The organism is Daejeonella oryzae DSM 19973, assembly GCF_000422945.1.
Taxonomy (GTDB): domain Bacteria; phylum Bacteroidota; class Bacteroidia; order Sphingobacteriales; family Sphingobacteriaceae; genus Daejeonella; species Daejeonella oryzae.
In genome coordinates this window covers 1,161,967-1,180,534 of sequence record NZ_AUHA01000002.1, presented here as the reverse complement: position 1 = coordinate 1,180,534, position 18,568 = coordinate 1,161,967, and the positions used below count along the sequence as shown (strand labels likewise).

Here is an 18,568-nt window from a genome sequence, read left to right as displayed (position 1 = left end):
ACATGAATCTTAAGCTAATTAAATAAGTTTGCTGATAATCAGTATCTAAATCATTCAAATGAAAAAAACGTTTATTCTTTCAGCTGTACTTTTGTCAGCGCTTTGTTCGCCTGTATGGGCACAAACAGAATCTGCTGATGCAGCAGTTACTCAGAAAATTCGGACAGAAGGTCTCAATAACTCAAAAGTTATGGAAACAGCCTTTTATCTTACAGATGTTTCCGGACCACGCTTATCCAATTCTCCGGGTTTAAAACGTGCCGAAGAATGGGCAGTTAAAACGCTTCAGTCTTATGGATTGCAGAATGTTAAATTAGAGCCTTGGGGAAATTTTGGTAAAGGATGGGAAATTGAAAAAAACTATTCGGCGATGACCAGCCCGTATTACCATGCCATTATCGCGACTCCGAAGGCATGGACAAAAAGCACCAACGGTCCGGTTAAATCAGAAATAGTATTACTTAAAGCCGATTCTGCCAGCGATCTGGAAAAATACAAAGGGAACCTGAAAGGTAAAATTGTGATTTTTGATAATCAGAGCCGCATCAATACTTCTTTCAAACCAGATGGTTTACGCTATACTGATGAAGAACTGGAAAAACTTGCCGCCCCACCTGTAGCCGCTCAGGGCGGAAACAGAACCATGTCTGCTGATCAGCGTGCTCAGTTCATGAAAATGAGAGCTTTCCGCACGCAGGTAAGCAGTTTTTTAGTAGAGCAGAATGTAGGCTTAATTTTAAACAGCGGCCGTGGTAATCATGGAACGTATTTCACCAGCAACGGTGCTTCGTACGCAGTTGATGCTCCTGAAACAGCTCCCGAATTAGAAATTTCTAACGAGGATTATTTACGATTACTTCGCCTGATTAAGGCCGGAATAAAAGTTGAATTCGAAGCAGATATTAAAACCAAATTCTTTGATAACGATACGAAGGGATATAATGTAATTGCAGAAATTCCGGGTACCGACAAAAAATTGAAAAATGAAGTAGTGATGCTTGGCGGCCACCTGGATTCATGGCATGCAGCAACCGGAGCTACCGACAACGCTGCCGGAAGTGCGGTGATGATAGAAGCAGTTCGTATTATCAAAGCCTTGAATTTAAAACCAAAACGCACCATCCGCATTGCATTATGGAGTTCTGAAGAGCAGGGCTTGTTTGGTTCCAGAGGATATGTTGCCACTCATTTCGGTGATCCTAAAACGATGGTTTTGAAACCGGAGCAGGAAAAGATTTCTGCATATTACAATTTGGATAATGGAACCGGTAAAATACGCGGTATTTATCTGCAGGGTAATGAAGCAGCCGGATCAATTTTTAAAGAATGGTTTAGTCCTTTCCAGGATCTGGGCGCAAATACGGTAACCATTCGCAATACCGGCGGAACAGATCACCAGGCTTTTGATGCATTGGGAATTCCGGGATTCCAGTTTATACAGGATGAAATTGAGTACAACACCCGTACGCACCACACCAATATGGATACTTACGATCGCTTAATTGAAGATGATCTGAAACAGGCTTCTACTATTATTGCCTCTTTTGTTTACAATACTGCTCAGAGAGCGGAGAAAATTCCGCGTAAAGCTTTACCAAAGGCTCCTGCCGCAACAGGAAATTAATTATAATTTACCTTGTAAAAGGTTGTCCTAAAAATCACAGAATGTCACCCTCAGCTTGTTTGAGGGTGACATTTTTTTTGGGCGCAAACTAATTTTTGTGATAGTCACATTGACGAATAACAGGCTCATAACGTCGGTCACCCTGAGCCTGTCGAAGGGTAGTGTTTAGGGCATGTTTCGACAATCTCAACATGACTATAGAATTCATTTAACACAACTGCTTTTTCCCACAAATATTTACTCCAGTTCTTTCATCTGGTGCCTTGCCGGAATATGCACAACGGGGAAACCCTTTTCTAAAAGCCGCTGCTTAAACCGCTGTTGTACTTCATACTCCCCGTGAACCAGGAAAAGGATTTTCACCTTAGCCGGATCCTGGCAGGATACAAAACGAAGCAGGTCGGCATAATCGCCGTGGGCGCTCATGGATTTAATAGAGCGGATATCTGCGTTAACGTTATAGTCTTCTGCAAAGATCGAAACCACTTTATTACCCGCTATTAAGCGGCCACCCAATGAACGCGGCTCACAATATCCCACCATTAAAATGGTATTCTTTGAATTTCCGATGGTGTTTTTAATATGATGCTTTACCCTTCCGGCTTCTGCCATACCCGAAGCTGAAATTATAACGCATGGTCTCGGATCATCATTTAAAGCTTTTGATTCTTCCGTGGTCTGGATAAATTTCAATCCTTTGAAATGAAATACATCGTCGTCCAGCTTCAGAACTTTCTTTACGTCGGCATTAAATTCCAGCTCGTGATCTTTTAAAACCTGAGTTGCTTTTGCAGACAAAGGACTATCCACATAATAGCGAATATACGGTAAAACACCTTTCAGTTCCAGGGCATTTATAGCATACAGAATTTCCTGCGTACGCCCCACACTGAATGCGGGGATAATTAATTTTCCGTTTTTTTGAATACAGGTATGGCGTATAATCTCCAGAAGCTGCTCTTCGGTAGATTCCAGTTCCGCATGCAGCGAATCGCCGTAGGTTGATTCCAGTAAAATATAATCTGCCTGCGGAAAAGGCTGTGGAGATTTCAAAAGCATGTCCTCATATCCGCCCACATCGCCGCTAAAAGTGATACGGGTTATCTTTCCGTTTTCTTTAATGGCTAAATGAACGGCGGCACTGCCTACAATATGCCCGGCATCTGTAAACAGCAGACTGATATCTGCATCAATTTCAAAATCGGTATTATAATCCACGATCTTAAACTGGCGCATCGCTTCGATAGCGTCGTCATCAGTATATAAAGGCTTTATCAGGGGAAGGCCTTTGCGCATGCGGTGCTTGTTACTGTACTCGGCATCCTGCTCCTGTATTTTGGCTGAGTCCATCAACAGGATTCGGGCCAGGTCCATGGTTGGGGCGGTGCAAAATATCGGCCCCTTAAAACCCTGTGCCACCAAACGCGGAATTAATCCGCAATGATCAATGTGGGCATGAGAAAGAACCAAATAGGTCAGTTCTGCGGGAGAAAAACCGAAATGCTCGTTCATGGCTTCGGTGTCCTCGCCCATTCCCTGGAACAATCCGCAATCCAGTAAAATTTTTTTTCCCGATTTTAAAGTGATGAGGTGCTTACTTCCGGTTACGGTTTGTGCGGCTCCGTGAAAGGCTATTTCCATATATACTTAGTAAATGATGCTAACAGCAGCATCCTGTAAATTGTGTTTTTTTAATCAAACTAAAAATATAGTTGTAAAACTAAATAAATAGTTTTACTTTAGATTATGATTCAAAAAGCAGGATTTATTATATCAGCAATGATAGTCATGATGCTGGCATCATGCAAGATAAATCGTTTTGAAGACGGACTAAGAACCGGCTTGTGGATTACTAAAGATGAAAACGAAGGAAGCATTTATAAAAGTCGCGGCAGATTTAAACAAGGCCGTGAAACCGGCACCTGGAAATTTAAGCATGGGAAAAATATTTACAAGCGAGAAAAATACAGGGGCAACAGTTCTAAACTTACTTTTTATCATCCCAACAAAAAAGTGATGGCCAGCGGCATTACCCTGCTGGATTCATCGGCAACGGGACTACACTGGTATTACTCCGGCGACTGGGCCTTTTTTGATCCGGCCGGGAAACTGATCAAAACCTTTACCTATAAACTCGGAGTTCCGGAAAGGGAAGTAAGTCCGGGTAATCAAGCAAAAAAATTAACAACTGATCATCACAGCAATGGAAATTAAAGATTTAACACGGGCAGAAGAACAGGTGATACAGGTTTTATGGAAGCTGAAAAAAGCTTTCGTGAAAGAAATCATCGACGAATTGCCCGAGCCTAAACCGGCCTACAATACAGTATCTACCATTATCCGGATTTTAGAAACCAAGGGTTTTGTAGCTCACGAAGCTTTCGGCAAAAGCCACCGCTATTATCCGCTCATCAGCATGGAAGACTATAAAAGTTTCGCAACCGGCAAACTGCTAACTAATTATTTCGGCAACTCGGTAGAAAGCATGTTTTCCTTTTTTGTAAAAGAAGAAAAAATCGACCTGAAAGAAGCGGATGAAATATTAAAACTGATTGAAAAACTTAAAAATAAATAGCTATGGATGCCCTTAACTACCTCCTGCTGGTAAATATCTACCTGGTATTATTTTACGGATTTTATGCGCTGTTCCTCAAAAACGAAACCTTTTTTAAACTGAACCGCATCTACCTGGTGGGCGGCGCAAGCATGTCTTTTTTAGTTCCTTTCCTGCAATCCGAATGGATCAGGTCGCTGTTTATTACCAAACAGGTAGAAGTAGTGACTCAGAATATCAGCATGACCTTCAGTCAGCAGCAAATTATTATCCCTGCCAGGGAAAGCGCATTTCAAACCGCCGACATCCTGCTGTATATTTACCTGGCAGGTGCCGGATTGTTCTTACTGCGTTTCCTGTGGCAATTATACCGGGTGCGTGTTATCCTCCATTCAGCAGAAACGGAACATGCCTTTTCGTTTTTCAACAGCGTAAAAGTGGGAACCTCGGTTCTAAATCGTCAAACCGTGTATGAGCATGAGCTGGTTCACTCCCGCGAATGGCATTCTGCAGATGTGATCTTATTTGAGATCATCGGCATTATCAACTGGTTTAACCCGGTGGTTTACCTCTATCGCAAAGCCATCAAATACATTCATGAATTTACCGCTGATGAGATCGCCTCACGCCGCGAAGAAAGTAAATCTGCATACGCCGTGGTTTTGCTAAGCAAAACATTCGGCATAACACCCCAGCACCTAACCAACAGTTTCTATAATCAATCACTCCTTAAACGAAGAATCATTATGCTTCACAAATCAAAATCAACCCGAAACGCATTAATCAAGTACGGCCTGTCGGCGCCGCTGTTTGCCGGCATGATGGTTTTATCATCGGCAAGTTTTAAATCTGATCAGGTTGCTGAACAGATCAGCGAAGTTTCATCAGAAGCACTGCAACTGATTCAACCCGCAGATTCAACCCAAACAGATTATGAACAATTCCTGAAAAGAAATCCGACTGTAAGCGCATTGCGATGGAGTTCGGCTTTCCGCGTAAGCGTGCTGTTAAAAAACGGGAACAGGGAAACATACGATCTGCAAAACCAGACAGAATTAAAAACCGCCCAAGGACTGTACGGAACTTTCCCGATGCCTCCACCGCCCCCGCCACCTATGCAGCAGCCCAATATGCCGCAGGTAAGTTCAGAAAAACAAGACGGTCCATTGTTTACTCAGGTGGAAGTAAGTCCAGAATTTCCCGGTGGAATGAAAGAATTTTATGACTACCTGGGTAAAAACCTTAAATATACTGCCGATGCCATAAAGAACAATGCGAGCGGCAGAGTAATCCTGCAGTTTGTGGTAGAAAGAAACGGCAAGCTTACTGAAATCAAAATGCTGAGAGGTGTAGGCTACGGACTGGACGAAGAAGCGGTGCGTGTTTTAAATGCGTCGCCAAACTGGAAACCCGGTTTGCAAAACGGTAAAGCCGTACGGGTTCAATACACATTGCCTATTTCATTCAGCGCTCCTGCCCAAAAGACAGGTGCTGTTAACAAAACAAATGAAGGCGTAACCATTACGAATATCCCGCAAAATTCCATTTTCATTCTGGATGGAAAAGAAATCAGTCAGGAGCAGGTTGGTGCAGTGGATACAAAGTCGATTAAATTGATGAATGTTTTAAGAGGCGAGCAGGCGACAGCCAAATACGGAGAAAAAGCAAAGGCCGGTGTGGTAGAAATTTTTGTAAACAGCAGTCCGCCGGCTGCTCTAACAAACCCAAAAGGTTTTGGTTCTAACAAATCTACAGGGCAGTCATTGGATCAGGTCGTGATCACGCCATCAGGCAAATCAGGAATTTCGGATTTTAAAGGTCATGTGGTAGTCGACGGAATACCGGCCAGTAGCAGCAAACTCAAAACGCTTGATCCCAATACCATTGAATCAATGAATGTGCTGGATCGCGAAAGCGCCATTAAAAAATACGGCGACAAGGCAAAAGAAGGCGCTATTGAGATTACACTGAAGAAGAATTAATTTTCACACGAAAGCCCCCTGTGAAAAGAGCCCGTTCAACTGAATTGAACGGGCTCTCTTTTTACTATTTTTAACAATCCGGAAAAAAATTCATCAGCCTGCTTTGCCGGCTGCAGTTGCTTCGGCCACTTCATTTAATTTACCGCTTTTAACATCATAAATATATCCGTAAACGGGGATATCTTTAGGCACCAGCGGATGATTGCGAATGCGTTTCACATCCTCTGTAACACTGTCAGCAAGATTTTTAAAGGTTAGAAAGGAAATAAATTTTGCCTCATCCGATCCCCCGTTTTCTTCCACATTCCGCCAGCCTTTTTCATCAATCGTGGCCGTTTGTAAACTTGAGGATAAAAGAGTACGCATAATTTCGTCTGTAAACAGTTCCATTCCGCAATCGGTATGATGAATCACAAACCACTCCCTGGTACCCAGTAATTTATAAGAGATCACCAGCGAGCGGATGGCATCATCGGAAGCCCGCCCCCCGGCATTACGAATAACATGCGCATCGCCTTCAGACAAACCCGCATATTTAGCCGGATCCAAACGGGCGTCCATGCAGGTGAGTATGGCAAATTTACGGGCAGGCGGTAAAGCCAGCTGCCCCTTTTCGCCAAATGACGATGCATAGCTTTTGTTAGCCTCCAGTACTTCACGATGTACCTGGCTTGTTTCTTTTTGTAAAACTGTTGCTGCCATGATTTGCAATTTTTAAAATCCAGAATTAGATTCCCTACTAAATTAACTGTAATTGCAAAAAAGCGGGTCAGGCGGATTTCATTATTTGCACTTCATAACAGTAATTATGGTGCTTAGGGGGATATGAAAATTACAATGCTAGAAAATAAATATTGAGACTTCCCCGGTCTGGTTTTCCCCATGCTTTTACTCCTATTGCTGAACTTCGGGATACCGTTTAATAAATTGAATTTACCCGTATTGCTATTGAAATTTACTGCAGCCGACGGCTATAATTCCTCTATAATTTCTCTGTTTTGTTTGATATATTTATAAGCACAAGCTTATTAGTAATTATTCATTTCTATCCAAAAAGATCAATAATGAGTGATGGTGAAAAACAAACAAATGGTTTTTGGAGCACCGTGCCCGGTATCATCACTGCTATTGCAACCCTGATCACCGCCGTGGGTGGTCTGTTAATAATTTTAAAATCTGTTGGCCTGTTTGACAGCAGTCCCGGTGCCGCAGCCGTTCAGACAAACGACTCCGTAATTTCAACGCAGCAAACCGTACAAAACCCCGATGTGGTTGAAGCTGTATATTCTAAGGGTAGATTGAATATTCGTTATCCGTATTCATACGATCTTGATTTGGGTAAAGAATGACCGTCTGAAAATAATGAGGAGGTCGATTTTATCTGGGAACATCCTACTTCTATGGAATATGCATTACATCCCGACCTGGGTAAATTTCATTTACTGGGTAAAAAGGATTTTGACGCCATCGGGCTGGAAGAACTTCAAATGAAAGCCTATTCAGAAGATGTGATTACTATGGATCAGTTAAGCGAGGGGATGGTTATTGTTTTCAAAACCAAAGATGGCCGGTATGGCAAATTCAGAGTAGATGTCGGTGGTATGGAGCCTGCTATTTACTGGATAACCTATCAATAGGATTGATATTTCTAAGTCAACAATAATTTTATTTTCATTGCTTTTTTAAATAATCCAGGCTCTTATTTTCCTGTGTTCCCTTTTCTTGTTAAGGATTTGGCCCTGTAAGGGAGCAGTCCGAAACCCCAACGGAAGGCTAAAAGAATCAACAGAAACACTCAGAGCTCAAACGGAAACACTAAAAGAGTCAACGGAGAGACACGGAGCTAAAACGGAAACACTAAAAGAGTTAACGGAAGGACTGGGAGCTCCAAACGGAAAGACTAAAAGAGTCAAGGAAGAGACTCGGAGCTCAAACGGAAGGACTAAAAGAAGCAACGGACCAACTTGAGCCAAATGGAGAATGCTTGAAGTTAAATGATCCAACGTTAACTAGATTTAGATACGAATAAATAACTTCTATTAAATCAGCTCGAATTAACCTATTTCATTCATAAAAACCTATTAGCATAAAGTAGATGTAATATTTAGAAAAATAACACATCTTTAAGAAATAAAGACTGTATATAAATATTGCAGTCTATGGTAATTAAAAGTTTCGCCTTAATGGAGAGTAAAAACGGTAAAAAAATATTATATGAACATAAAAAGAATTCTAATTAAAAATCTTTATGGTTATTTAAATAAAGAAGTTGAATTTAATAAAGATATTAACCTTCTTGTTGGAATTAATGGCTCTGGAAAAACAAGCATTTTAAATGCTTTAAATTGGATTTTAGTTCCTTCGTTTTCAAATCTCTGTGTGAATGAATATGAAAAAATAGAAGTAGATTTTATATTTCTAAAAGATGAATTTAGAATTATTAGCAGGCAAAATGAGAAAGAAGTTACAATAGACCTTGAGAACTTAACGACTAAATATAAATACCAGCAAATTCAGGCAGATCTTGAAATTCACCCAAAAAAGATTGGCCGAGATAAAGAAATTATTGATAAGCTAATTAGTGATTATAGTGGATTAAAACCTGAAAAACATGAAGAAGAAACTTGGAATTTTATATTTTCCACATTACCTAATCCTATTGTGATAGGATTGGATAGGAATTTATTTACAGAAGAAGGAGATGAAATAACCTATTTAGAAGATAGCGATCGTGTTATAAGAAAAAGATTCTCACCAAAAGGTCAAGGTATTAAAAGTCCTTTGGAAAAAGTCATGAGATTATCAAGTACAGAATATATGAGATTCAAAAATAAGATTCTTGATTTAAACAGGCGATTAAATGACAAAATTATGCTTTCATCTTTTGATGAGACATTAACAAGAGACTCTATTAGCGAAATTTTAAAATCACCCAAAATATCTTTAAAACAAGTTGAATCCTTAGAAATTAACGTTAAAAATTATTTCAAGGAAAACATGCTAGACAGAAGGATACCTATTTCTTATCCTTCAAAACATAAAGATGATGCATTTAAAAAAATTGAAATATATTTTTCCAATTTAAAAACTATTTTAATGCAAGTTAATGCTGAAAAAAAAGAATCCCTTGACATATTATATATTACAAATCTTAATCAGTTCCGTAAAATAAAGGAACTGATTACATCTTTTGAAGAATTTGAAAATAAAAGCAAAAAATTTTTTGACCCTCTTAGACAATACTTAGATACAATAAATATTTTTTTAAAAGATTCATCTAAAGAATTATATTTTGATAAAAATACTTCTAGATTAAAATTTAGAATCTTAGATAAAAATTTTCAAATTCTTAAGGACAATAGAGAAATTGAGAATCTATCATCAGGCGAAAAACAGATATTAATACTTTTTACATATATAAAGTTTAATAATAAATTAGGCAAAGTATTTATTATTGATGAACCAGAACTGTCTCTTCATCCTAAATGGCAAGAAAATTTTCTTGAAGGAATTAAAACTGTAATGCCTGACAATACTCAATTACTATTTGCTACCCACTCACCTGCTATTGTTGGAAAAAACAAACTTTACTGTAAAGTTCTACTGCCCTACTAATGATTACATTAGAAGAAAGTATACCATCAAAGAACTGGAATTATATAATTGCAGAGGATATTTTTTATTATCAATTTAATGAAATTGCATTTTACATTGAGGATGAAGATCAGGAGAATTTTTTCTTTTGCATTTTAAAAAATCTATTCCCAGAAATAAAAATTGAAAAAATATTTCCGTTAAATGGGAAAGAAAATGTAATTGCAGAATCTAAAGACAATATCGACAACAAAAAAAAAGTATATATTGTTGATAAAGATTTTGATGACATTTTAAATAAAAAAATCTTACGTGACAATCTATTTTATTTAGAAAGGTATTCTATAGAGAATTACCTTATAGAAAAAGATTCGATAATTGAATATATAATTAGCGAAAAACCAAAATTAAAGCGGTCTAAAATTGCTGATGATTTTAATTTAGATTTAAGTATATCAAAAATCAGTAATGTACTGCGAGAACTAATTTATTTGCATCTGGTTGTACAAAAGATATGTCCAAGATTAAAAAATATAACTCTAAACCATGAGAGATTTTTTGATTTTAATAATGGGAATTTTCAATCTAAGAATGATCAAATGCTGATTTATAAAAATGCTATAAATAATGAGTTGCTTCAAATTGATAGAAGATTAACTTTAAATGGCCAACTGAATAAAATAAAAAGAAATATTAATATTGATAATAACGAATTAAGTGTTATTCACATTCCAGGGAAATATTTGATTAAGATGTTAAAACAATTGATAGAATCTTTATTTGGTTTAGTTTCTCGAAATACAGATTCTTATTGCTACAACATAGCTAAAAATTGCAATTTTCAAAGCTTAAATAGTCTAAAAATTCAAATAAATGAATATATCAAGTAGACCTCACTATAATACTTTGTTACGATAATTGCATGTTAATAAAAATAATTTTATGAATTGGATTATAAATATCCATTGAAATTTAACACCCGGACCACAGGTTTTGAAAGTGGTACAATTTGGAGACCTATATCCATCATTTTAAATCGCACAGATGACAATCAGAAATTTGAATTCGAGGTTGATGGTACGATTAAATGGAATTTATTGGGAATGACAATTTATTCTCAATCTAAAAATTGGAAAGGCTTTGCAATTCTGAAATAAGCCAGGTGCCCACACAAGTTTCGAATAACAGTGCAGAATATTTAACCCTTTGGATCAATCTTAAGCCTCTAAATGAAATACTTCATTTTTGTAATTCTAATTTCAATTTTCACATGTGCTTTAGTACAGACAAAAACCTGGAAATCCATCTATAATATCGTCAACCAAAAAGAGGAAACTGTCAAATTTCTAAGCGTATGAAAATTTTAATTTTTTCCATTTTACTCTTCATTTCCCAGCAAGTGTTTTGCCAAACGAATGCAGCTATTTTTGGAGAATGGAAAGTTTATGAAATGACTACCAGCCGGATGTACAAAAACTTTCAAACGGATTCAATTTCTATTTTTTCTAAAGAAGATCAGGAAAAATTTAAAAGCGAAGAAGTTCGCATTGTATTAAGTCAGACTTTTGAAATGCTTTCAAACGGGTCCATTTTTATCCATAGCGATAATACCATTGTTTTTAAATTTCCGGGAATGAACGCCGAAAAACAACAGTTCACCTATCATCCGAATCTGTCGGTATTGCTTGTGGGAAAAGCCCCTAAATTAGACACGATTCAATTGACGCAAAATGGTTTGCTTCGAATGAATTTAGGTGATGGTTCTGAAAACGGTTCGGTTACCTTTAAACGCAAATGAATTGTTTTCCTAAACATGAAAAGAGTAATTTTAATACCCGCTTGTTGCGGTTTTATTAATTTCACATTGCACTAAACCCATTCTCAATTCAAAGAAAAAATAATGGAACATCAGGTAAAATCAATCCGCCCCTTTATAGGAGCCAAAAATTTTGAGATTTCAAGAAATTTCTATCGCGACCTGAATTTTGAGGAAATTCCGCTAGGGCCATCCATGTCCTATTTTAAAACCGGGGAAACGGGCTTTTATTTACAGGATGCGTATGTGAAAGACTGGGTAGACAATACTATGGTATTCTTAGAGGTGGATGATGTTGCACGCTATTACCGCGAGCTTGTAGCTTTAGATTTAACAAGCAAATATGAGCATGTAAAGTTAAAGCCCATCCGGGAACTGGATTGGGGCCGCGAATGCTTTTTGATTGATCCGTCTGGTATACTCTGGCATTTTGGAGAGTTCAATTAAAATCTCATCCGGATCAAATTCATATGGTAACATGAAGAAGAAAAATAAGTTGCTTAAGTCTATGGGGTTTATTCTTTTCCTTGCTTTGGGAGCAGTGGTTGGATATTTTGTCGGTAAAATAGGTTTTGGACCTTCGGCCGGAACTCCCAGATTCGCGTTTATGCCGGTTGGCATCACGCTGCTTGTACTTTTAATTCCCTTATTCTTTGTGGTGATTGCTGTTCATGAAGCGGGGCATGCGCTTGCCGGCATCCGGATGAAATTTGATTTCAGAATGTATGTTGTTGGTCCCCTTCTTTGGAAAAAGGAGCAAAATAAGTGGCAGTTTAACTGGAATAAAAATGTGAACACAGCCGGCGGTTTAGTAATTTGTCTTCCGGTAGGTACAGAAAATCTGCGTGAACGCTTTGCTGTGTATGCAGCCGGCGGACCGGCAGCAAGCTTGCTGCTAGCCGGAATAGCTTACGGATTGCATCACCTCCTCAACGGTTTTGCGTTCGGTCCTTCACCCCTCCTTCAGATCATTAGTTATACTTTTTTACTTCTGTCGCTCTTTTCATTGATTATTTTTCTGGCAACCATGATCCCGATGCATTCCGGTGGCTTTTCATCTGACGGCATGCGCATGCTGCGATTGTTAAAAGGCGGCGATGCGGCCAGATTTGAAGTGCTGATTATAAAAATTGTGTCGGGTAGCACCAGCGGAATCCGTCCGAGACTGATGAATAAAGAGGATTTAATTGAAGCGCAGCTCTTGGCAGAAAAGTTAAATAATCCATTTGGGGTCTACCTCCATGCATATCTATTCCAGTCTGCTTTTGACGGCGGCAATATGGATTTAGCAGAACAACATTTACTGGATTATATTCAAAAGGCCGATGCAGTTCCGGCGGGAATGAGAAATTCTGTATGGCTGGAAGCAGCATTATTTTATGCCTTGGGTAAAAATGACCTGAATGAGGCAAGTAAATATTGGGATCAGTTTAAGCCCTCTACTTTTATTTCTAAAGCAGAAGTTTTTGCGGCGGAGGCGGCAATGAGTCATTTGAAAAACGAGCGGGAAACGGCATTTGAGAAAATAAAGGCCAGCATCATCGAATTACCCAATATGATGGATAAGGGAATGGCCATAGTTTTAGGTGAAAAATTACTGGTTCTGAAAGATAAGCTGGAGAAGGAGGATCAAAATTTGATAGCCAACTAAGCATTTCCCGCTTTTCATTATTTCTCAGCCAGGCATTGTTGTGAACTATATAAAGCCGGCCAAAATTCATAATACTTTTATATTTGCCAAAACGGCTTTTCAGAAATGGATCTACATCAACGGATTGTTCATGCACGTAAAAAGAAAGGATTTACACAGGAGCAGGTAGCAGAATTAACAAATGTGACGGTTCGCACCATTCAGCGGATAGAAAGTGGGGACAGTATTCCAAGAACATTCACTTTAAAGGCGATTGCATCTGTACTGGAGATCCCTTTTGAAGAATTTATATCTGACCAGATCAGAGATGAAAAACCCTCAAAACAACCCCTAAAACCGGAACTGCTTAATCATATTACTGAAGACAGGCATTTTCTTCAAATGTTTTGCCTTTCCTGTTTCAGTTATCTTCTCATTCCGCTATTGCATTTCCTGGTCCCCGTATGGATTCTTAAAAGATCAAATGAACAAAACCCGAAAGTGATCGCTTTTGCAAGACGACTCATACGGGTGCAGGTGTACTGGATGGTATCACTTCAACTGCTAATCTTGTTTTCGCTGGCTTTTAACTTTATCAGCGCAAGCTATTTTCAAAAGTCATATCTCATGAATTATATGTGGCTGTTCCTGCTGATGTATATTTTGAATGCGATGATAATCAGCGCAGCTTTAATACGGATTCAAAAAACGGATTTTTCTCTCCAAAATCTTTCTTAAGGAACCAATCAGAGCTAATGTCGGGCTAATGTCGGGTAAACTACGGCTAATAAATTCAGCGGCTGGATTAATTTTGCAGCATCAACAAACACATACATGATGCGGACTACATTACAATTTTTAAAGGCTATTACTCTGACTATTATTCTTGGAAACACAGCTTACATGAAGCCGGTTAAGGCACAGCAAATGCCTAAACTGGCAGCCAACCAGCTGGTATTGCCATCAGAAACTTACAACATTCCATTTTACTGGCTTGGAGATTCGGTCAACTCCGGATGGGAGGCACATTCGGCTATTCTTATCCCTGTTAAATTAAAGAACTGCCCGAAGCAGTTTTATATGCAGTTTGATTCCGGCTCACCGTATTCTCTGCTGTATTCCAGTAAACTAAAAGCGATTCATTCCAAATATCCAAAGGCCCTTCAAATGACTGATTCTGCTATTAAACTGACAGATTTTTCTTTCAAAGCAGGCAAAATGCCCCTTACCGCAAAAGAAATTGTTATCCGGAAAATGGGAAATGAATCCATCAACTGGAAAAACAGAAGAAGCATTGAAATAATCGGAACCTTTGGTACCGATCTGATTGACGGCAAAGTGCTGATTATAGATTACCCGAACAAAAAGATGACCATTTCTGAGAATATCCCGGCAGAATTAAATCCGCAACTTGCATTAAGCGATTTTATTTATGCAGGCAGAAGCATTATGTTTCCGGCCACGGTTCAGGGCAAAAAAACAATGCTTTACTTTGATAGCGGTTCAAGCAGATATGAATTATTAACCGACAAAAAAACGGCTCAGGCTCTTGCGGTTCCAAACACATCCCTGGTTCAAAGCAAGGTTAAATCATGGGACAGGATTTTAACAGCAAACAGCCTGGCCAGCAATGAATCAATAGAAATTGGCAATACCAGTATTCCTGTTCATTATGCTACTTATATGGAGGGGGCCAGCAACTCACAGGTGGAGCAAATGATGAAGATGGGTATAGGCGGCATGACAGGAAACAAAATTTTTCTGGATTACAAACTAGTTCTGGATACTAAAAATAAAAAATTCGGACTTATCAGATCATTAAAGACTTTGGATTTTTAGAGCGGCTTAGATTTACTATCTTTAAGAACAGCATGATGATTGTCGCGGGTTTGACAGCACTAGTCCGGGTTGTATCCGGACACAGGTCAAAAATTTAATTTAAAACACCTGCATCAGCATGCTCTCTTATAATGTAAACCCTAAACTATTGAGTATGAAAAATTCATTGTATTACTTCGCTGTTACCGGCTCATTTTTTTTGTTCAGCTGCGGTCAGGGCGCTAAAGATAACTCAGAGCAAGCGGCAAATTTGGTTGATTACTGTTACCAGTCTATTTCTGGTCCGGATACTGCCGATTTAACTATCCGTACGGATGAAAAAGGCAAAGTAACCGGAGACCTGATCATGAAGTACGGTCTGAAACCGAATGAAGTCGAAAGGGTGATTAACAATGGAAAAGTTGACGGCAGATTTAGCGGCGATACCTTATTTCTGAACTATCTGTATAATTCGGGTAAGATTAATAAAACCCTGTATCAAAATCCATTGGCCTTGTTAAAGAAAGATGATAAATTAATGCTGGGAGTTGGACAGATTGTAACCTCTGTGGGCCGCTCTTACTTTGATAAAAGTAAACCGATTGATTTTGAAAAAGGACGGTTTAAATTTGACCCTATTGATTGCAAATAGCAGGAATCCGTAATTAAAAAGCCCGTTCAATGAAAAATTGAACGGGCTTTTTAATTATAAAATTTCAACTTACACTTCTTCTTCCTTAAAGATTTTCGCCGTCAGATAATCGCGGTTCATACGGGCGATGTTTGTTAACGAAATCTCTTTCGGACATTCGGCTTCGCATGCGCCGGTGTTGGTACAGTTACCAAAACCTTCTGCATCCATCTGCGCAACCATTGCCTGAACCCGGCGATAGCGCTCGGGCTGACCTTGTGGTAATAATGCCAGTTGAGATACCTTAGCCGAAACAAATAACATGGCGGAAGCATTTTTACAGGCTGCCACGCAAGCTCCGCAACCGATACAGGTCGCTGAGTTGAATGCCTCGTCTGCAATTACTTTTGGAATGGGAATATCATTGGCATCGGGAACGCCACCGGTGTTTACCGAAACAAATCCGCCGGCTTGCTGAATACGCTCAAATGCACCGCGATCTGTCGCCAGATCCTTTATAACGGGAAAAGCAGAAGCTCTCCATGGCTCGATTACTATGGTTTCACCATCTTTAAAGCTGCGCATGTGCAGTTGGCAGGTGGTAATGGCATGTTTGGGTCCGTGAGGCTGGCCATTAATGTGCAGCGAACAGCTTCCACAGATTCCTTCGCGGCAATCATGATCAAAATGAATCGGATCTTCGCTCTTTTTGATCAGATCTTCGTTAACCACATCCAGCATTTCCAGGAATGACATATCCGGAGATATTGCCTGGGCCTTATATGTAACTAATTTACCTTTAGCTTCTGCGTTTTTCTGACGCCAAACTTTTAACGTCAAATTCATATTTCCGCTCATTTTTCTTTGAGATTTGAGATCGGAGATATGAGATGTCAGACTGATAAAAAAATCAAATCTGAAGTCTCAGCTCTCAATCTAATTACTTATAACTCCTTTGTGACAACTTAACATTTTCAAAAACCAGTTCTTCTTTATGCAATTGCTCCGGCTGGTTATCGCCCAGATATTCCCATGCCGAAACGAAGGAATAGTTTTCATCATCGCGTAAAGCTTCACCTTCTTCCGTTTGACTTTCTACACGGAAGTGACCTCCGCAGGATTCTTTACGGCTCAGTGCATCGTCTATCATCAGCTCCCCCAGCTCCAGAAAATCAGCTACACGGCCGGCTTTTTCAAGCGACTGGTTCATCTCTTCGTTTACACCAAGCACAATGGCATTTTTCCAGAAATCAGCACGAAGATTTTGAATCATTCCCTTGGCTTTAATTAACCCTTCTTCTGTACGGGCCATACCGCAATATTCCCACATGATGTGACCTAAGTCGCGGTGGAAATCATCAACGGTTTTGGTTCCCCGTAAGGAAAGTAATTTCTGTATGCGTTCTTCCACCTGTTTTTTGGCTTCCGCGAAAGCGGAATGATTGACGTCTACCGGTTTTGGACCAATGGTAGCCAGATAATCACCAACAGTGTAAGGAATCACAAAATATCCGTCGGCTAATCCCTGCATCAAAGCCGAAGCACCTAAACGGTTGGCTCCGTGATCAGAGAAATTAGCTTCTCCCAGGCAGTATAAACCCGGAACTGTAGTTTGTAAATTGTAATCAACCCATAATCCGCCCATGGTATAATGTACCGCCGGGTAAATTCTCATCGGTTGCTTATATGGATTTTCGTCAGTAATCTGGTAATACATGTCGAACAGGTTACCATATTTGGCCCGAACGGCATCTTCACCCAAACGACTGATCGCTTCGGCAAAATCAAGATAAACTGCTACTCCGGAAGCACCAACACCGCGTCCTTCATCTACCATTTCTTTGGCGTTACGTGAGGCCACATCTCGTGGAACCAGGTTACCAAATGATGGATATTTACGCTCCAGGAAGTAATCGCGGTCCTCTTCTTTCAGATCGGTTACTTTGATTTCTCCCTTTTGAAGTTTTTTAGCTAATTCAACTGTTTTTGGAGCCCAAACACGTCCGTCGTTCCGTAATGATTCAGACATCAGCGTTAGCTTAGACTGGTGATCTCCGCTTACCGGGATACAGGTTGGGTGAATTTGTGTAAAGCATGGATTACCGAAAAATGCACCACGTTTGTGTGCTTTCCAGGCAGCGGTTACGTTACTACCCATGGCATTGGTAGAAAGATAAAATACGTTACCATATCCACCTGTACAAAGCAATACCGCATGTGCTTCGTGGCTTTCAATCTTTCCCGAAATCAGGTCGCGGGTGATAATTCCCTTTGCCTGCCCGTCAATTTTAACAATATCCATCATTTCATGACGGTTATACATCTTCACTTTTCCAAGATGGATCTGGCGGTTTAATGCCGAATAAGCACCTAACAATAATTGCTGTCCGGTTTGACCGCGTGCGTAAAATGTACGTGAAACCTGAGAACCTCCAAAAGAACGATTGTCCAGCAAGCCGCCATATTCACGGGCAAAAGGAACTCCCTGTGCCACACACTGATCGATGATATTTACCGACACATCGGCCAGACGATATACGTTACCTTCACGGGCACGGTAATCACCACCTTTAATGGTATCGTAAAACAAACGCTGAACGCTGTCGCCATCATTCTGATAATTTTTAGCAGCATTAATTCCGCCCTGAGCTGCAATAGAGTGCGCCCGGCGTGGACTATCCTGGAAACAGAAAGCTTTTACATTATATCCCAGCTCGGCCAGTGAAGCCGCCGCTGAAGCACCTGCCAAACCTGTTCCAACCACAATAACAGTATATTTCCGCTTATTGGCGGGATTTACCAGTTTTAGATTGAACTTGTGCTTAGGCCATTTTTCGGCTAAAGGACCTTCTGGAATTTTAGAATCTAATTTCATTTCAGAAATTTATTTTTTAACTCCGAGTATTCGGAATGCGTGAT

Annotated in this window: 19 protein-coding genes; 15 read left to right on the top strand and 4 right to left on the bottom strand. The window is 39.6% G+C overall.

Going from position 1 to position 18,568, the window contains the following annotated elements:
• The first annotated feature begins 58 nt into the window (after positions 1 to 58).
• Entirely contained in the window at positions 59 to 1,624 is a 1,566-nt protein-coding gene (locus G521_RS0105550) for a M28 family metallopeptidase (RefSeq protein ID WP_026897653.1), read from the top strand.
• Between the two features lie 237 nt (positions 1,625 to 1,861).
• Here G521_RS0105550 and G521_RS0105545 read toward each other — a convergent pair whose 3' ends face one another.
• The gene (locus tag G521_RS0105545) at positions 1,862 to 3,265 is read right to left on the bottom strand and encodes an MBL fold metallo-hydrolase RNA specificity domain-containing protein (protein WP_026897652.1); all 1,404 of its coding nucleotides are present in this window, start codon (positions 3,263 to 3,265) and stop codon (positions 1,862 to 1,864) included.
• Between the two features lie 105 nt (positions 3,266 to 3,370).
• Here G521_RS0105545 and G521_RS16580 point away from each other — a divergent pair, with 105 nt between their 5' ends.
• The 3 genes from G521_RS16580 to G521_RS0105530 are packed head-to-tail and all read left to right on the top strand — an operon-like array spanning position 3,371 to position 6,160.
• Positions 3,371 to 3,838 carry a toxin-antitoxin system YwqK family antitoxin gene (locus G521_RS16580; RefSeq protein WP_036678205.1) on the top strand — a complete coding sequence of 156 codons (468 nt, stop codon included), beginning with the start codon at positions 3,371 to 3,373 and terminating at the stop codon, positions 3,836 to 3,838.
• Positions 3,828 to 4,199 (top strand): BlaI/MecI/CopY family transcriptional regulator, encoded by a 372-nt coding sequence (locus G521_RS0105535; protein WP_026897651.1) that lies wholly within the window; start codon positions 3,828 to 3,830, stop codon positions 4,197 to 4,199. The genes G521_RS16580 and G521_RS0105535 overlap by 11 nt, the downstream gene beginning before the upstream one ends.
• Positions 4,200 to 4,201: 2 nt before the next feature.
• Positions 4,202 to 6,160 (top strand): M56 family metallopeptidase, encoded by a 1,959-nt coding sequence (locus tag G521_RS0105530; RefSeq protein ID WP_026897650.1) that lies wholly within the window; start codon positions 4,202 to 4,204, stop codon positions 6,158 to 6,160.
• Between the two features lie 93 nt (positions 6,161 to 6,253).
• On the opposite strand, the gene G521_RS0105525 is transcribed toward G521_RS0105530, so the two are convergent.
• Positions 6,254 to 6,862 (bottom strand): beta-class carbonic anhydrase, encoded by a 609-nt coding sequence (locus G521_RS0105525; RefSeq protein WP_026897649.1) that lies wholly within the window; start codon positions 6,860 to 6,862, stop codon positions 6,254 to 6,256.
• 362 nt (positions 6,863 to 7,224) lie between these two features.
• Between G521_RS0105525 and G521_RS0105520 the strand changes: the two genes are divergently transcribed.
• The 11 genes from G521_RS0105520 to G521_RS0105460 all read left to right on the top strand — a co-directional run bounded on the left by G521_RS0105520 (position 7,225) and on the right by G521_RS0105460 (position 15,670).
• A complete protein-coding gene (locus G521_RS0105520) occupies positions 7,225 to 7,509 on the top strand; it encodes a hypothetical protein (RefSeq protein WP_026897648.1) in 285 nt (94 codons plus the stop codon).
• Positions 7,510 to 7,560: 51 nt separating this feature from the next.
• Positions 7,561 to 7,797, top strand: coding sequence for a hypothetical protein (locus G521_RS0105515; protein ID WP_026897647.1), 237 nt, complete (start codon positions 7,561 to 7,563; stop codon positions 7,795 to 7,797).
• A 577-nt stretch (positions 7,798 to 8,374) separates the two neighbouring features.
• A complete protein-coding gene (locus tag G521_RS0105505; RefSeq protein WP_026897645.1) occupies positions 8,375 to 9,775 on the top strand; it encodes an AAA family ATPase in 1,401 nt (466 codons plus the stop codon).
• Positions 9,775 to 10,644 (top strand): DUF4435 domain-containing protein, encoded by an 870-nt coding sequence (locus tag G521_RS0105500; RefSeq protein ID WP_026897644.1) that lies wholly within the window; start codon positions 9,775 to 9,777, stop codon positions 10,642 to 10,644. The genes G521_RS0105505 and G521_RS0105500 overlap by 1 nt, the downstream gene beginning before the upstream one ends.
• Positions 10,645 to 10,701: 57 nt before the next feature.
• Entirely contained in the window at positions 10,702 to 10,911 is a 210-nt protein-coding gene (locus G521_RS0105495; protein ID WP_026897643.1) for a hypothetical protein, read from the top strand.
• Positions 10,912 to 11,108: 197 nt separating this feature from the next.
• Entirely contained in the window at positions 11,109 to 11,552 is a 444-nt protein-coding gene (locus G521_RS0105490) for a hypothetical protein (protein ID WP_026897642.1), read from the top strand.
• Between the two features lie 102 nt (positions 11,553 to 11,654).
• Positions 11,655 to 12,017 carry a VOC family protein gene (locus G521_RS0105485; RefSeq protein WP_026897641.1) on the top strand — a complete coding sequence of 121 codons (363 nt, stop codon included), beginning with the start codon at positions 11,655 to 11,657 and terminating at the stop codon, positions 12,015 to 12,017.
• Between the two features lie 31 nt (positions 12,018 to 12,048).
• Entirely contained in the window at positions 12,049 to 13,221 is a 1,173-nt protein-coding gene (locus tag G521_RS0105480; RefSeq protein ID WP_155975669.1) for a M50 family metallopeptidase, read from the top strand.
• A 105-nt stretch (positions 13,222 to 13,326) separates the two neighbouring features.
• The gene (locus G521_RS0105475) at positions 13,327 to 13,938 is read left to right on the top strand and encodes a helix-turn-helix domain-containing protein (RefSeq protein ID WP_026897639.1); all 612 of its coding nucleotides are present in this window, start codon (positions 13,327 to 13,329) and stop codon (positions 13,936 to 13,938) included.
• A gap of 96 nt (positions 13,939 to 14,034) precedes the next feature.
• Positions 14,035 to 15,039 (top strand): hypothetical protein, encoded by a 1,005-nt coding sequence (locus tag G521_RS0105465; protein WP_026897638.1) that lies wholly within the window; start codon positions 14,035 to 14,037, stop codon positions 15,037 to 15,039.
• A gap of 154 nt (positions 15,040 to 15,193) precedes the next feature.
• Positions 15,194 to 15,670 carry a hypothetical protein gene (locus tag G521_RS0105460; RefSeq protein WP_026897637.1) on the top strand — a complete coding sequence of 159 codons (477 nt, stop codon included), beginning with the start codon at positions 15,194 to 15,196 and terminating at the stop codon, positions 15,668 to 15,670.
• Positions 15,671 to 15,739: 69 nt separating this feature from the next.
• On the opposite strand, the gene G521_RS0105455 is transcribed toward G521_RS0105460, so the two are convergent.
• A complete protein-coding gene (locus G521_RS0105455; protein ID WP_026897636.1) occupies positions 15,740 to 16,507 on the bottom strand; it encodes a succinate dehydrogenase/fumarate reductase iron-sulfur subunit in 768 nt (255 codons plus the stop codon).
• An 82-nt stretch (positions 16,508 to 16,589) separates the two neighbouring features.
• Positions 16,590 to 18,524, bottom strand: a complete 1,935-nt coding sequence (locus G521_RS0105450) for a fumarate reductase/succinate dehydrogenase flavoprotein subunit (RefSeq protein ID WP_026897635.1) — start codon at positions 18,522 to 18,524, stop codon at positions 16,590 to 16,592.
• Between the last annotated feature and the right edge of the window lie 44 nt (positions 18,525 to 18,568).

Bases quoted from the DNA above. Each gene is read 5' to 3' on its own strand.
- G521_RS0105450 (WP_026897635.1), bottom strand. From the start codon at position 18,524: ATGAAATTAGATTCTAAAATTCCAGAAGGTCCTTTAGCCGAAAAATGG.
- G521_RS0105485 (WP_026897641.1), top strand. From the start codon at position 11,655: ATGGAACATCAGGTAAAATCAATCCGCCCCTTTATAGGAGCCAAAAAT.
- G521_RS16580 (WP_036678205.1), top strand. From the start codon at position 3,371: ATGATTCAAAAAGCAGGATTTATTATATCAGCAATGATAGTCATGATG.
- G521_RS0105550 (WP_026897653.1), top strand. From the start codon at position 59: ATGAAAAAAACGTTTATTCTTTCAGCTGTACTTTTGTCAGCGCTTTGT.
- G521_RS0105460 (WP_026897637.1), top strand. From the start codon at position 15,194: ATGAAAAATTCATTGTATTACTTCGCTGTTACCGGCTCATTTTTTTTG.
- G521_RS0105535 (WP_026897651.1), top strand. From the start codon at position 3,828: ATGGAAATTAAAGATTTAACACGGGCAGAAGAACAGGTGATACAGGTT.
- G521_RS0105530 (WP_026897650.1), top strand. From the start codon at position 4,202: ATGGATGCCCTTAACTACCTCCTGCTGGTAAATATCTACCTGGTATTA.
- G521_RS0105455 (WP_026897636.1), bottom strand. From the start codon at position 16,507: ATGAGCGGAAATATGAATTTGACGTTAAAAGTTTGGCGTCAGAAAAAC.
- G521_RS0105480 (WP_155975669.1), top strand. From the start codon at position 12,049: ATGAAGAAGAAAAATAAGTTGCTTAAGTCTATGGGGTTTATTCTTTTC.
- G521_RS0105475 (WP_026897639.1), top strand. From the start codon at position 13,327: ATGGATCTACATCAACGGATTGTTCATGCACGTAAAAAGAAAGGATTT.
- G521_RS0105500 (WP_026897644.1), top strand. From the start codon at position 9,775: ATGATTACATTAGAAGAAAGTATACCATCAAAGAACTGGAATTATATA.
- G521_RS0105520 (WP_026897648.1), top strand. From the start codon at position 7,225: ATGAGTGATGGTGAAAAACAAACAAATGGTTTTTGGAGCACCGTGCCC.
- G521_RS0105525 (WP_026897649.1), bottom strand. From the start codon at position 6,862: ATGGCAGCAACAGTTTTACAAAAAGAAACAAGCCAGGTACATCGTGAA.
- G521_RS0105505 (WP_026897645.1), top strand. From the start codon at position 8,375: ATGAACATAAAAAGAATTCTAATTAAAAATCTTTATGGTTATTTAAAT.
- G521_RS0105515 (WP_026897647.1), top strand. From the start codon at position 7,561: ATGGAATATGCATTACATCCCGACCTGGGTAAATTTCATTTACTGGGT.
- G521_RS0105465 (WP_026897638.1), top strand. From the start codon at position 14,035: ATGATGCGGACTACATTACAATTTTTAAAGGCTATTACTCTGACTATT.
- G521_RS0105490 (WP_026897642.1), top strand. From the start codon at position 11,109: ATGAAAATTTTAATTTTTTCCATTTTACTCTTCATTTCCCAGCAAGTG.
- G521_RS0105545 (WP_026897652.1), bottom strand. From the start codon at position 3,265: ATGGAAATAGCCTTTCACGGAGCCGCACAAACCGTAACCGGAAGTAAG.